This is a genomic window from Paenibacillus sp. FSL F4-0125 (genome assembly GCF_038008565.1).
GTDB lineage: Bacteria > Bacillota > Bacilli > Paenibacillales > Paenibacillaceae > Paenibacillus_AQ.
The window spans coordinates 5,104,676-5,119,742 of the sequence record NZ_JBBOZJ010000001.1; the positions used below are offsets into that span (position 1 = coordinate 5,104,676).

The window sequence follows — 15,067 nt, forward strand, 5'->3', positions numbered from 1 at the left end:
AAAGTTAGCCTTTCACAGCCGAACTTGAAATCCCTTGAATAATGTATTTCTGACCCACAAAGAAGATAATAATCATTGGAATAATCGCAGCCGATGAAGCAGCCATCATCCCGTTGTAGTCCACATTGTTCTCAAGAATAAAATTCTGCAATCCAAGCGGAATGGTATATAGTTTAGGGCTTTGCAAGAATACAAGCGCATTCTCATAATCATTCCATTGCCAGGAGAAATCGAGAATAGCAAACGTTGCTATTGCTGGCTTCGCTAATGGCAGAATTAAGCGGAAAAATATCTTATAATGCCCCGCCCCATCCAAAAAAGCAGATTCCGTAATTTCCTTAGGAATGCTCATAAAGAACTGCCGAAGCATAAATACACCGAAGATTGAGAACATGGCGGGTAGGATCAGCGCCCAATGCGTATTGTAAATCCCAACCCAGTTAAACATGATAAACTTTGGAACAAAAAGCACCTGAGGTGGAACCATCATCATGGAAAGATATATGACAAATAGTCCATCTCGACCTTTGAACGAAGTACGTGAAAATCCGTAAGCGGCAAGGGCAGATAGAAACACAGCCCCCACTGTTCCAATAATTGAAATCTTAAGTGAATTTAAATAATACGGAACAAAATCATGACTTCCTGTCCACACCCGAATATGATTGCTCCAGTTGAGAGATGAAGGCAGCCATTTGTTAAACACCTCGGCAGGTGTCTGAAAGGATGTACTGAGCATCCATAGGAAAGGCACAATCATAAATAGTCCTAGAACAAACATGATGATCGTTACTGGCAGTTTCACCTTCATGTTTCCTGCTTTTTCATTCATACCGCCTGCTCCTTTAAATTATGGTTTCGGGGCCCCCCGCAAAGCTTCACTTTGTGGGATCATTTAGTAATGAACCCAGCGCTTTTGGCCGATCCACTGAATGACTGTAATGACGAGAATGACGGCGAACAAGAACCATGAAATGGCTGACGCGTATCCCATATCGTAATAACTGAATGCTGTTTTATAAACGAATAATGATAAGACCGTCGTACTTCCGCTAGGACCTCCAGCCGTAATGGCTTGAATAATCGAGAACGATTTCATTGTCATAATTAATCCGGTAATCATTAACAAAAAAGTTGTGGGACTAACAAGAGGCCATACAATTTTCCATGTTGTTTTGAATGTGCTTGCGCCATCGATCCGGGCAGCTTCCAGCTGTTCTGTCGAAATTTCCTGTAATGCAGCTAAATATATGATCATATTGTAGCCAAGCATCAGCCAGATCTGTACGATATCAATGGCATACATTGCGGTTTCCGTATCCGCAAACCATCCTGGCGGCGATGTTATACCAATCCAGCGAAGCATTTCGTTGATGGGTCCCTGTGAAGGCTGAAATAGCAGCATCCAGACAAATGCAACGGCTACTCCACTGGAGATATACGGTAGGAAGAACATTCCACGTAATACGCCTTTAAGATACACACTGCTGTTTAGAAAAAGCGCTACAATAAATGCGAGCACCATCGATACTGGAACCGATATCAGGAATATCACCGTATATTTGATCGAGGCATAGAAATTATCGTCATGGAACAATCGTTTGAGATTATCCAGCCCAGTAAATTGCCAATTCGGATTTGAAAATTGATAATTCGTAAACATGAGGACAAAGGAATAGATTGCAGGAATAATAAAGAATAAGAGAATACCAATCATATTCGGAAGAATAAAGGTCATGCCGATCCAGCCTTGTCTGTCCATCCAGCTTCTCCGCTTCACGGTATCGCCGCCTTTCGTATGCTGAAAAATGGGTACACGAAAGAGAAGAACGAAGAAATCTTCCTCCTTCTCTTTTGTGCTAACTATTTCATTATTTCAATAACTCTTGCGAACGGGTTTGCATATTCTTCATCGTGGTTTCAATATCTTGCTTATTTAAGAAGTATTTTTCATACTCTTCTTTACGTGCATCAATGGCTTGTTGAGTTACATTTAGCTGGAAGGACGGGAATTTGCCGAATACAATTTTATTCATTGAATCTGTATCATATTTGTCTTCCACACCCTTCATGAGAAGGCTCATTGCTTCCTTACTATCTACACTCTTAGAGGCTGGAATACGACCACCGCTTGCCATTGGCAGCATACCGCCATCCGCATACCATTTTGCGAACTCCCAAGCTGCGTCCAGGTTTTTGGATTTCGCATTAAGAGAAAGCATGTCACCCACACCGCCTGAATATTTATAATCCTTTTGATCTTTATTCACTTTTGGAATAGCGGCGAACGCGGTTTTGAAATCATGCGGATAGTCTTTCAAGTTGTTCGCATTTCGGAAAATAAACTCACCTGCTGCCAGCATTGCCGCTTTGCCTTGCAAGAACATGGTGTCAACCGGCATTTTACTAGTCAGTTGCTCGCCATATTCCGGTGTGGATTTGTCCACGAACATCATGTTATGCAATATTTCCAGGTGTTCTTTCCATAGATCATTCCCAAAGTTTGAAGTACCATCCGCCTGTTTCACACCCATTCCAGCAAGCGTACCGTCCATCGTTGTTGAGAAGGAGGAATCTGCCTGCAATAATCCGTACACACCAGGCTTCGTTAGCTTCTTCGCATACTCCTCAAGATCTGACCAGGTCCAGTCCACCGCAGGAATCGGTAATCCTGCTGCATCCAGCATATCTTTGTTCAACCACACAAACGCCATGTTTTTCTTTGTAGGAATCCCATAGTACTTATCATTGATTTTCCACATTGCTGCGTCCTCGCCGATCTGGCTGTCGATATCATAATCTGTCTTTGTGCTTAGATCCAAGGCAACGCCTGCATCCATACGTTTCTGTAAATGAGCAAGATCGTAGTTCATGAAAAGGTCTATGTTTTGATTGGTCATCAAGGCAGTATCCAGCTTTAAGTTTCCAGCATCATCATTTACATTACGGATATACTCGACTTGAATGTCTGGATGATCTTTATTCCAGTTATCAATTACAGCTTGAGGCCCGGCTTCTGCCGGAACTGCCCCCCACATCGTAAGCTTTATTTTCTCCTTTGCTGTTTGTCCATTTGCACTGCCTTGCGCATCATTACTTCCACTAGTACCACAACCAGCCAGCATCGTACCTGCTAATAAGACAGAAAGCACTGCAGGATACCACTTTTTCTTCATCGATATCTTCCCCCTTGGAAGGATTATGTGTTGTGCTCTACGTCTATAACTTTATCATCAGAGCGGATTCTGGGGGATGAACTACATTTGGGAAACTATAGAACGTTTTTTGGTTCTTTGCGAAATTCATTTGGCGTGACGCCACACCACTTTTTGAAAATTTTAATAAAATAATTATCGTTCTCAAAGCCCACCTGCTGCCCAATCTCACTAATTGTTAGCTTAGTCTCTGCAAGCAGCATTTTTCCAGCCTGAATACGCCGCTCTTGAATATAATTCGTCAACGTTTTCCCTGTCTTTTTCTTGAATAAGTCACTTATATAACTGGCATCCATTCGGATCAACTCTGACATGGATTTGAGCGAGATGTCCTCAGAATAATGCTCTTCAATATAAGCAATTATTTTGTTCATCTCCACATGATCTGTCGGTCCCGTTTGTTGCTTCTCAGGAAACCATTTATCGGCCTTTTTCATCTTCACCATTTGCTCCAGCTCGGCATGAACCTTACCCATGGTCTGCTTCAAACCTTGTAGATCTAAAGATAGCTTCAGAATGTAGTCCGAAGCTCCAAATACGAGCGCTTGCCGAGCGTATTCAAATTCACTCAATGCGGTCAACATTACAAATCGACAGTCGAAGCCTTCCTCTCGCGCAACTTGAAGGAGCTTCACCCCATCCATCACTGGCATATTGATATCCGTCACTACCACATCAGGTCGAAGCTCACGAATCATTTGCAAGCCTACTTCTCCATTCTCCGCCTCACCTATAATTTCAAACGGGATTCCAGCCTTTAAGAATAACTTCCGTATACTTTTAACCGCAGGTTGTTCATCATCCACAATTAACGTTCTCCACATGTGAGCTTACCTCCATCGTAAGGTTTTGAAATAAGAAGTGGAAAATGGATAATCACTTCAGTTCCTGTGTCTGATGATACAATGTCCATGCCTGTCCGTTGATTCTTGAACAACAGCTCTAAGCTCTCCCTAATATTCTGAACACCGATTCCTTTTCGTTTCCGTGCAGCCTTATTCAGCTGTGCTCTATCTATCCCCATGCCGTTATCTTTAACCTGCAGATATAGTTGCTGTCCAGTCACCTTAGCGGAAATATCAATTCTCCCTTGTTTCACAGACTGACCAAAGCCGTGAATCAAGCTATTTTCAATTAAGGGTTGAAGACAGAATTTAGGGATTAATGCGTATTGTAGTTCCTCGTTGATATCATATTGAATCCCAATCCCATGTCCGAAGCGTTGCCGCTGAATCTCCATGTAAGATTCAATTAGTACAATCTCATCCTTTAACAGAATCAAATCCACTTCCGTATTTAAGGTTGTTTCCAATATTTTGCCTAGTGCAACACAAATTCCATAAATTTCATCATCATCTTTATCTAAGGCGATGCTCTTTATCGTATTCAATGTATTTAGTAGGAAATGTGGATTCATCTGCGAAAGTAACACCTGAAATCGAACGAATTGCTTCTGCTTTTCTTCAAGCTGAAGACGCTGCAACAGCTCATTTAAATCATGGATCATTATATTGAAACTCTGAGTCAGCGCCAGAATCTCTCCCCGCCCATGCTCGGGTAATTTCATTTTGAGATTCGTTTTAGCGGTCATCTCCATCTTCTTCTGCAGCTTCTTTAGCGGCACTGTAATCGTCGATGATATAAAATAAGTTAATAGAACAAATAGCAGTAGTATGACTCCAAATACAGCAAAAAATCGTTGCTTCTGCTTATACACCTCAAGAAATAGCTGTGCTAGCTGTACCTTTTTAACGACATAACCATTCAACTCTTCGATGTAGCTGTATGTGTATAAGCTTTTCTCCTTCGGATCGATGATGGATGCAGCACGCTCTGTCTGCCGCTGGTGGTCACTCTTCACAATACTCTGCGCAATATCTGGAGAAAAGGTCTCATCCTTATCCGGATTAAGCATCATTCTCCCTGAGGCATCGAGCAGAAAAAAAGAACCTTCCTGTTTACTCCCTAACGTTGATTTAATAAACCACTCCTCATAATCGATACTTAGTCTTGCATAAGCATAAATGTTAAAACCATTATCACGCATAACCTCATAGAGGCTAAGCATTTTCTTACTTGTCGTACTTTCCCGGACCACATTATTCTTGTCATTCGGATTCCATATATATCGATTCGCTCCTTCTCGCTTCAACGCTTGAACCCAATCTTCCGATTGGATTTCGTCGTAGCTCAAGGTTTCCCTCGGCATAAAGGAAGTGTATGCGTTTCCATGAAGGTCGATTAAAGTATAATACACCGTCGCTCCACTCATGAAGAATGTATTTTCAATCGCTCCAAACTTGTTTTCAACGAGCTTTTTTCTCGTGATTTCATCAGATTGCTCAGGATTCTTCATTATCGATAAAATCGTTGTATCTTGTTCAAGTAATGACCCTGTTTTCATAACGAGACTCATGAGATCAACAAAACCATTCTTAATCCCAATAAGCTGCTCTATGTTCTTCGTTTCCGCATTATCCTGAAGCATTTGTTCTGTCTCTTTGAAGTTATACAGAACGAGCATGGCAATGGGTGTTAGTACCAACAGTAAGAAAGCTAACAGAATCCGATTCTTAAAGGTACTTGGCGTAAGTTTTAAATATAATCGTTTCAAAAGAGGACTCCCCTTACAGTGTATGTGCTTACAATCCTTCCACCCTATTGTAATCTTCTCCTGCTCAAAAAAATAGAGCCGGGATATTCTCCCGGCTCTACCTAATTTCTACTCGTCAATCTTCAGAACGGCCATAAATGCTTCTTGCGGTACCTCGACACTGCCGACTTGCTTCATGCGCTTCTTACCTTCTTTTTGTTTCTCGAGCAGCTTACGCTTACGCGAAATATCACCGCCGTAACATTTAGCAAGTACGTTTTTGCGCATCGCCTTAACGGTTTCACGCGCAACCACCTTCGTACCCACAGAGGCTTGAATCGGCACTTCGAACATTTGACGAGGGATAATCCCACGCAGTTTCTCACAAATGATACGTCCACGGTTGTACGCACGATCACGGTGAACGATAAAGGACAAGGCATCAACCTGCTCATTGTTAAGCAAGATATCCATCTTGACCAGATTCGAACGACGGTATCCTGAAATTTCATAGTCGTAGGATGCGTAACCTTTGGTACCAGATTTCAATTGATCAAAGAAATCATAAACGATTTCTGACAGTGGAATCTCGTAAGTAATCGTTACACGATTAGTATCTAGATACTCCATATTTACGAACTCGCCACGTTTGTTCTGGCACAGCTCCATTACGGTACCCACAAAGTCGTTAGGCACGATGATCGCTGCTTTAACATACGGCTCTTCAATGTAGTCGATCGTTCCGATTTCCGGATAATGTGACGGGTTGTCGATTTGAATCATTTCGCCATTGGTCAGCATAATTCGGTAGATAACGCTCGGTGCGGTAGTAATTAGCGGCAAATTGAACTCACGTTCAATCCGTTCCTGGATAATTTCCATATGCAAGAGACCAAGGAATCCGCAACGGAAGCCAAATCCAAGTGCGCTAGAGCTTTCCGGCTCAAAGCTTAGCGAAGCATCGTTAAGCTGAAGCTTCTCAAGGGCCTCACGAAGATCGTTATAATCGGAGGTTTCAATCGGATACAAACCACAGTATACCATCGGGTTAATCTTACGATAACCTGGAAGCGGCTCAGCAGTAGGATTCTTGGCATCGGTAACCGTATCACCGACACGAGTATCCCCAACATGCTTGATACCAGCTACGATAAACCCAACGTCACCGATGTTCAATTCATCAACAATGGTCATACGCGGCATAAATGCACCAACCTCAATAACCTCAAAGGTCTTTTCGGTTGCCATCATCTTAATCTTCGAACCTGCGCGGATCTTCCCGTCCATTACGCGCACATAGACGATAACGCCTTTGTAAGGATCATAATGAGAGTCAAAGATCAATGCTTTAAGCGGTTCTTCCGAGTTACCGGATGGAGCAGGAACCTGCTTCACCACTTGCTCAAGGATTTCCTTGATACCGATACCGGCTTTGGCAGATGCCATAACCGCTTCACTGGTATCCAGTCCGATAACATCCTCAATTTCCTGCTTTACCCGGTCTGGGTCAGCGTTTGGTAGATCAATTTTGTTGAGGACAGGCAGAATTTCCAGGTTGTTATCCAGCGCTAGATACACATTGGCAAGCGTCTGTGCTTCAATCCCTTGTGCCGCATCTACTACGAGCAACGCGCCTTCACATGCCGCAAGACTGCGGGAAACTTCATAGGTGAAATCGACGTGTCCCGGTGTATCAATCAAATTGAGATAATACTCTACACCATCGTCTGCACGATAGGTTAAACGCACGGCTTGCAACTTTATTGTGATACCGCGTTCGCGCTCCAGATCCATCTGATCGAGTACCTGTTCCTGCATTTCACGCGTGGTTAGTGCCCCCGTGTATTCCAAAATGCGGTCAGCTAGTGTCGATTTACCATGGTCTATATGTGCAATAATCGAGAAATTGCGAATTTGTTGTTGTCTTTTCTGAACGTCAGTCATTCCTTACCCCCACAGACAGCCTGATATTAATCCACTTATTATAACAGTACAAGCTTACTCCATCAATCCCGCCCTTACGTAAAACAGAAGAAACAGCTATTCACGTATCCGTGAAATAACTGTTTCTCCTGAAATCATTGTGATTCTTCCGCCGAATCGAACAATGAAACTACCCAGCGTATGCCCTTCTGAGAAGCCTGCTGGAGAAGGCCCGCCGTTTTATCTGCTATCACATCGACCGTCGGCTTTTGTTCCTCAGGAATCAGAATCTGTTCCGGAGTTTTCGTACTATACCCGTCTACCACCTGCTGAGGAAGATCTGCATTTGGGGCAGGATTGCTATTCTGTGGCAACGGGGAAACAGGCGTATATGCACCTGTGATAGGGTCGATCACCATCGGAACATACACATAAGTCTGCCCACCTTGTGTAACCCCATTCTTTATCGGTTGTGATTGCATGCCCGTCACTTGGCTGGTTGGCGTAGTCGATAGATCAGTCCAGCCTGGCAGCAGCTTAGAGACAGTTGCCCCTCCACTGCCACTAAACTGCATACCTAACAGTATACCGACCCCTGCCCAAATACCGACCATAACCAGTTTTTTACCGAAACGAGACATGTAAGCCACTCCTTTTTAAATACTTGAAATTAGGCTGTTACTCTAAATGAATGTCTAAAGGTTAAGAAGCTCCGTCCGACTTTTGAGGTGCTGTAGCATTGGTTTGTCCCTTGCTCTCTTGGGTTGTGGGATTCGTCGCCTTGCCAGCTGCGTTTACCTTCTCCGAGTCATGACTGCTCCAGTACACATCCGCAATAGCATCTGCCAAAATATCAGCCGTTCGCTTTAATTCCTCTGCCGTATTATCAATACCGCCCACCTCAATCAAGACACTATTAGGTGAGAGGGTTTGGTTGTACTCCCCGTTGTTTCCTTTACCCGCAGCTTTTCCCCATATTCCGCGAGATATTCCTGGGTAACTCTTTTCAATCGTTTGATGAATCTTGTTCGCAAACTCTTCGTTCTTCTTCCAATCTTTATTCGCATGTCCAATAATAAAATACACCTGAGCGTAACTTTTCCCATCAATCACTGCAGTTGTTTTGCCATGACGCTGCGAGTCGCGGTGAATGTCGATAAGTTCACTCATTTCTTGGTTTGAGCTCATTGCAGATTTAACCAGCATTCGAGAGTATTTGTAGGAAAAATTCCAGTTATAGTCGGCAATTTTAGTTAGAAAATCTTCTTTGGCATGAACTGTACCAATCCCGCGTTGTTCCAATCTTTTCTTAATATATGATCCTACCAGCATTACATTTTTAGAAGAAACCGCCGAGCTTGGATTTTCGTTCGTCACTCCTAGTAGAGGGTTATAGGCCTCTCGAGGATGTGAATGATAGATAAGAACCCGTTTGACCGAGGTATCCTTATCTGTCTCGCCTTGAGGATCACTCTTATCCGTGCCTCCCGTAGCTCCTGATGGCTCAGGAGACGGAGTTATCGTCGCTTCAGGTTGCTGTGATGGGGTATCTTCAGGCTTGTCCACTTCGTCTGGAACAGATGGATCATCCGCTTCCCCTCCACCCTCAGCCAGTTCATCCGTTCCCGGATGATAATCAACAGGCGCTCCTGTAGAACCACCCGAGCCTTTTCGCAATAGAAACGGATCATCCGCTGCCAAACCTGGCACTTCACGAGAGACTAGACTCTTCGGATCACTTGGATTCACACTGGTCAGCAATTGAAATACAAAGGAAGTTACTTTTTCACCTGAAAAAGCGGAAGGCTCTTCCCCCTTCGGTAAATGCGGTACCTCCATCCCCAACAGCTCCATGAAAAATCCACTAGATAGTGAGGCCGCAAGTCCCTTCATAGATGGAATGGGTGAAGAGTTCAACTTCTGTCCGGCCAAACCACCAGCTCCAAGCAGCATAAAAAATACTAGCGAACCTCCGGCCAACAGCAGCATCGTTCTTCCCAGCGATAAAGCATCCAGCACTCTTCCACGTAAGCGGCCGATGTTCCAAAGCTGAAACCATTTTTTATTCATTATATTTATGTCCTCCTCCAGCCCTCTGTAATCTCTTATACTCCAAATCTATGAGCGAAAGAGAAATAGTAGAACCGAAAATGAGAGAATAGACATAGAGCCCGTACAGGATACTGTAGATCAGCATCCCGCCGGACTGTTGCTAGCTATGATTCAATTAGTGGGTATAAGCACCGACATTCTCAGGATCGACCGCATCATGCAAGGCCGCATTCAAACCACTGGCTACAATATTGGCGATACCTTCAATAAATTCATCGATTTCTTTAGGTGTAACGATCAAATCATGCCCAAGTGGCTCAAGAACTTCCTTCACCAGTGACAATCGCTCCTGCTCGGAAATATCGTCCAACATCCCCATGATTTCTTTAGTGTGACCAGCTCCTTGCCCGAAATGATTCTTCATCATCTCCAGCACATTATTTACAATAGTCGAAGCATAGCAAACTGTAGGAACACCGATGGCAATACAAGGAACACCCAGAATTTCCTGCGTCAATCCGCGTCGTTTATTTCCAATCCCTGAACCCGGATGGATGCCGATATCAGCAATCTGAATTGTCGTATTGATCCGTTCAAGCGAACGGGATGCCAGTGCGTCAATGGCAATGATGAGATCCGGCTTTGTACGATCCACAATCCCCTGTACAACCTCACTTGATTCGATACCGGTCAATCCCAATACCCCGGGAGCAATAGCACTTACCTTGCGATAACCTGGAGAGACCTGATCCGGCACCAACTCATAAAACTGCCGAGTAATGAGCGCATTCTCCACGACCAGCGGACCCAATGAATCTGGAGTCACATTCCAGTTACCAAGTCCGACGATCAGCACAGATGCATCCTTACCAATGCCAATCCTAATCAGGAAGTCCTCGAATTCGCGAGCAAAGACTTCAGCAACTTTTTGCTGTAAGCCAGTATCTCCATTGCGCAATGCTGGTACCTCAAGCGTGACATAATTCCCAATCGCGCGGCCTATCGCCTGTGATCCTGCAGCGTTAGCCACACCAAGCCGGGTAACTTTTATCCCATCAGACTCTTCCACTTCTTCGTTTACACCAGGGATTGGCGTCCTTTGTGGCCCTTGAGCCATTTCTTTTGCCTCTAACGCCAAGTCCGTGCGTACCGAATATAGCTGCAGATCCGGTTCCATCGTTCTACCAGCCTCCTTAAAGGTTTTGTAAGCATACACTTCATTGAGTAACCTTCGACAAAACTTGCTTCGTAAGCGATACTTAGTTTTGTAAGCATTCGCTTCACCCTTGAGTTACTTTGAACAAAAACTCAAATTACAAGCTTCTGCCTATGCTCTTTTGTCGATAGTGTGCGAGAGAAAGCCCTTGTTTATGCAGGTTAAAATGGTTTAATTTGAAAGCTTTAAGTATTGCTTTTTACTACCGGTCATGCTAAACTATTTTAAGTTGTGAATCATTTGATAATGATTTCGAATGTCTTACAGGAGGTGAATGCAATGCCAAATATTAAATCCGCGGTTAAACGCGTAAACACGAACGAAAAACGCCGTGCACTGAACGCTTCCCAAAAATCCGCGCTTCGTACAGCTGTGAAAACTGCTGATGTAGCACTGACAGGTACGGAAGTTGAAACTGCTCAAGCTGCTTTCCAAGCTGCTTCCAAAAAGCTGGACAAGGCCGTAACTAAAGGTCTGGTTCATAAAAATGCGGCTGCCCGCAAAAAATCCCGCTTGGCGAAGAAATTGAACGCTCTTAAGGCTCAAGCCTAGGACGACATTCATAATGAGCAATTGAAGAACCTGACCGCTATGTTTCATACGGTTGGGTTTTTTTGTGCCAGCAACTCCTTCTGAATCGCATAATCGTGAATAAAAAAGAGCAAACCCAGCATGATTAGCTGAATTCACTCTTCTTCGCTTGTATTCTATTCTTTCAAGTTCCTTCACAATCTACTACAGTAACCATCGAACTAGGCTGCAAGCCGCAGCATAAACAGCTCCAGACCAAGCACTTTATCTATAGCCCCTGTCTTCATCTTATAATCTAGATCAGCTAATGCACTTAAAATTTGCCGCAGACGTTCACTTGAGAACTTGTGAGCCTGCTCCCCTGCAAGCTTAACTGCATAAGGATGAAGTCCGATCTGCGAAGCAATCTGACCTTGCGAATAACTATGTGCTGATAAATCCTTCACCTGCAAAATAATTCGGAACTGCCGCGCAATTAATGCAGCAATCTTAATAGGTTCTTCCCGCTGCTTCAACAGCTCATACAGCGTATCAAGCGCCTTATCCAAACGCAGGTTAGCGATATCTTCCACAAGTGTGAACACATTTTGTTCCGTTCCGCGGTGCACTAGACTCTCTACCGCTTCTGCGTCCACGGTTCCGCCCTTCCCAGCGAATAAACAAAGCTTGTCCATTTCCGCAGATAAGCCTTGCAAACCTGTCCCTGCATTGGTTATGAGAATCTCCGAAGTTCCGGGCGCCATCACACAACCTCGTTCACGAATCCCTTTCTCCACCCAGCGCAGCAGTTCTTCTGCTCCTAGCGGGTTAAAGGCTAATACCGTGCCCGCTGATTTAACAGTCTTCACAATTTTCTTACGCTCATCCAGCTTGTCATTATTCACCATAAAGACGATTACACTGAAATCTACAGGATGCTGCAAATAATCACTTAAAATATCTATACGATGCTCAAGTTTGGCATTTTCTTTTCCTGCAGTAAATAACGATGCGTCCCGCACCAGCAATAATTTACGTTCTACCATAAAGGGTACAGTCTCAGCTTCTTCTACCACAGCCTGCACCGGCGTCTCAGAGAGATCAAAGGGAATAACCGCGAAATCACGATCCTCTTTGGCAATCAGCTGGTCTTCCAGCAATGCCGCAAATTCATTCATTCGAAATTTTTCACTGCCGTACAAAAGGTACAGCGGTGAGATTTTCCCTTGTTTGATTTCTTTTATCGCCGTTTTGGCATCCATTCCGCCACTTCCTTTTCCATTCATCTAGCCCAATTTGCCCAGAGTCCTATTGTAGCAAAAAAAACGACAAAAATGCACAAGTATAACCACCTTCGACATCTTATATGGACGGTAAGCGTTTAATCGAGAAATATAAGACATAAAGTATAAGTCACACGCTATACTTTATGTCTTATATTTCATGCAAAAACGGAGAAACTCTGGCAGCCATGGCCAAAGCTCCTCCGTTTCAGCGGCGCATCTATATAAACGCCGGAGTGAAAAGCCCTAGAAACTTCCCATCCGACGGTCATACCGATGTTCTGCAAATCCAATACTCTCTAGTTCCTGTCCGGTTGCTATAGTATATTCCGAAACTTCGAAAAATGTTCCGGCCTCATATTAATTTGTTGACGAAGCAGCCGGTGTTGCTGATGGCGACGCGGCCGGAGTAGAAGAGGTAATTCCCGCTTTTTGCACAGTGTACACCTTGGTAGTATTAACTCCATCTTTCTCCGTCACATACGTGAACTGCGAGCTATCCGCCGACCATTCTCCGGAAATCCAATTTCCTTCTAATGGATAAGAAGTTACTGCCGTCCTATCTTCCACTGAGCCTTCAGGTGAATTCTTATATATTACAAGCTGTAACCCAGCGAACTCAACCGCATAATGCCCATCAGGTGAAGTCCAAGTCTGAACATTAGAATCCGTAGAATCCGAAGAAATGTTAAAGCCCATAACTTCTCTTCTATAGTCACTAGCAATATCTAATGCTTCCTGCGTAGGTGGCGCTAAATCAGCTGCGCCCCCCTTATCTATAGAAGCGGGTTGATCCTTCTTATCCGCTTTGGGCTGATTATTACTAGTGTCGCTAACATCCGGGGGTTGAACTTTCGTTACTGCATCCGGCTTCGGCGTCATAATCTTCTCAGTAGGATTAGGCTTCACATCTTTAGTTGGTTCCGGTATCGATCGTCCACCCGATCCAGCATTAGTTTCAGTTGGGGAAGGCGGCATCGACGCAGGATCAACCGGTCCCATTGCTCTATCTAATGGGGCGTTACCCTCATCCACACCAGGCGCAGCCGGTAGAGCCCCGGAATCTGTTCCGTTATTAGCAGGCGCAGCCTCATCTAAACTAGCAGATGTAGAAGCTTGAGCTTGCGATTCAATAGCCATATCAGCAGAATCATTGCTGGCTGTATTAGCATTATATTGTAAGCTTTGTTCTACCTCTGCCCCAGGCATTTTATCCGGCATATTAAAAATAGCGATCCCTAATATTACAGCAGCTGCAATAGCTCCAATGCCTGTCCGTGTTGCTATAGAGGTTCCCTTGGAAGCTTTACCGCGGGAGCTTTCACGTGAAAATGGAACTACAACTGGCTCCTCGGTTCTCACAGCGCTTTGTTCACGACTGCTTCGATCCAATTCTGCAAGCTGAGGTAAAATAGAGTCAACCAGACTAAACGGGGGTTTCACGTCTGGCAATTGCTCCAATTCATTGGAGAGAAGTGTCAGCCGCTCAAAGACTTCCGCGCAGGAAGGACAATTATCGATATGACGGAACATTTCAACAATCTCATCTTGGCTCAAATCTTTGTCTAAATAGCGGTGCATCCATTCCATCACCTCCGCGCATTTCATCCCGATACACCACCTTTCTGGTACTCCTGAAGTCTATTCTGCAGCTGCTGTCTGGCCCTAAACAGGTATGATTTCACTGTATTCAAAGGCAAATCCAGGCAGTCTGCAATCTCGTTGTAAGAAAAATCTTGTAAATAGCGTAGGACAATGACTGTCCGATGATGTTCGGGCAATTGATCAATCGCTTCACGTATATCCTCAGCTAAATAAGAGGATAGAACTTCGCGTTCCACATTGTGTTTATCCTGAAACACCATTTCATGTTCATCAATAGAAACTGTAGGTTTAGTTCTTCTGAATTTATCAATGCAAATATTGGTAACGATTCGCTGAACCCACGTTTTGAACTGGGCCTTTTCCTCATATGAACCGATTTTGGTATAAACCCGGATCAAGGCCTCCTGTGATGCATCCAGTGCATCTTGTTCATTATGCAAAATGTAGAAGGCCGTTTTATATACATGCCCTTCAATTTCTCGCAATAGGGTGATTAGAGCGTCGCGATCGCCCGCTTGAGCGGCTCTGATGAGTCCCTGCTCCACCACGAAGGTTCCCCCTCTCTATGCAATCTTACTGACGCGCAAGACTGCGAATTTGTTGCAACCCTGTAATTAATATTTTTAGAATACCAAACTTTTCTTAGAACGTCATGTTAAGCCATCTTTTA

Annotated in this window: 13 protein-coding genes; 1 reads left to right on the forward strand and 12 read right to left on the reverse strand. The window is 44.1% G+C overall.

The window, feature by feature from the left end; all coding sequences use genetic code 11:
- Positions 1 to 4: 4 nt before the first annotated feature.
- The 9 genes from NST74_RS22725 to gpr form a co-directional block, all read right to left on the reverse strand.
- The gene (locus NST74_RS22725; protein WP_076284811.1) at positions 5 to 832 is read right to left on the reverse strand and encodes a carbohydrate ABC transporter permease; all 828 of its coding nucleotides are present in this window, start codon (positions 830 to 832) and stop codon (positions 5 to 7) included.
- A 63-nt stretch (positions 833 to 895) separates the two neighbouring features.
- Positions 896 to 1,780 (reverse strand): carbohydrate ABC transporter permease, encoded by an 885-nt coding sequence (locus NST74_RS22730; protein ID WP_341114542.1) that lies wholly within the window; start codon positions 1,778 to 1,780, stop codon positions 896 to 898.
- A 91-nt stretch (positions 1,781 to 1,871) separates the two neighbouring features.
- Positions 1,872 to 3,176 carry an ABC transporter substrate-binding protein gene (locus tag NST74_RS22735; protein ID WP_339243234.1) on the reverse strand — a complete coding sequence of 435 codons (1,305 nt, stop codon included), beginning with the start codon at positions 3,174 to 3,176 and terminating at the stop codon, positions 1,872 to 1,874.
- A gap of 95 nt (positions 3,177 to 3,271) precedes the next feature.
- On the reverse strand, positions 3,272 to 4,039 hold the full coding sequence (locus NST74_RS22740) for a response regulator transcription factor (protein ID WP_042130400.1): 768 nt from the start codon (positions 4,037 to 4,039) through the stop codon (positions 3,272 to 3,274).
- A complete protein-coding gene (locus NST74_RS22745) occupies positions 4,024 to 5,829 on the reverse strand; it encodes a cache domain-containing sensor histidine kinase (protein ID WP_341114544.1) in 1,806 nt (601 codons plus the stop codon). Before NST74_RS22745 ends, NST74_RS22740 begins: the two co-directional genes overlap by 16 nt.
- A 108-nt stretch (positions 5,830 to 5,937) precedes the next feature.
- A complete protein-coding gene (gene lepA, locus NST74_RS22750) occupies positions 5,938 to 7,752 on the reverse strand; it encodes a translation elongation factor 4 (RefSeq protein ID WP_042130404.1) in 1,815 nt (604 codons plus the stop codon).
- A gap of 134 nt (positions 7,753 to 7,886) precedes the next feature.
- Entirely contained in the window at positions 7,887 to 8,372 is a 486-nt protein-coding gene (locus NST74_RS22755) for a hypothetical protein (RefSeq protein ID WP_341114546.1), read from the reverse strand.
- 61 nt (positions 8,373 to 8,433) lie between these two features.
- Positions 8,434 to 9,801, reverse strand: a complete 1,368-nt coding sequence (locus NST74_RS22760) for a stage II sporulation protein P (RefSeq protein WP_341114547.1) — start codon at positions 9,799 to 9,801, stop codon at positions 8,434 to 8,436.
- A gap of 157 nt (positions 9,802 to 9,958) precedes the next feature.
- Positions 9,959 to 10,960: a GPR endopeptidase gene (gene gpr / locus NST74_RS22765; RefSeq protein ID WP_076117358.1), complete on the reverse strand. Its 1,002-nt coding sequence runs from the start codon at positions 10,958 to 10,960 to the stop codon at positions 9,959 to 9,961.
- A 318-nt stretch (positions 10,961 to 11,278) separates the two neighbouring features.
- Between gpr and rpsT the strand changes: the two genes are divergently transcribed.
- Positions 11,279 to 11,551, forward strand: coding sequence for a 30S ribosomal protein S20 (gene rpsT / locus NST74_RS22770; protein WP_042130412.1), 273 nt, complete (start codon positions 11,279 to 11,281; stop codon positions 11,549 to 11,551).
- Between the two features lie 200 nt (positions 11,552 to 11,751).
- Here the strand turns inward: rpsT and holA are convergent, their stop codons facing one another.
- From holA to NST74_RS22785, 3 genes are all read right to left on the reverse strand, one after another.
- Positions 11,752 to 12,771, reverse strand: coding sequence for a DNA polymerase III subunit delta (gene holA / locus NST74_RS22775; protein ID WP_341114549.1), 1,020 nt, complete (start codon positions 12,769 to 12,771; stop codon positions 11,752 to 11,754).
- Between the two features lie 381 nt (positions 12,772 to 13,152).
- Entirely contained in the window at positions 13,153 to 14,400 is a 1,248-nt protein-coding gene (locus tag NST74_RS22780) for an anti-sigma factor family protein (protein WP_341114550.1), read from the reverse strand.
- Positions 14,397 to 14,945, reverse strand: coding sequence for an RNA polymerase sigma factor (locus NST74_RS22785; RefSeq protein ID WP_036677530.1), 549 nt, complete (start codon positions 14,943 to 14,945; stop codon positions 14,397 to 14,399). The genes NST74_RS22780 and NST74_RS22785 overlap by 4 nt, the downstream gene beginning before the upstream one ends.
- Positions 14,946 to 15,067 lie beyond the last annotated feature (122 nt).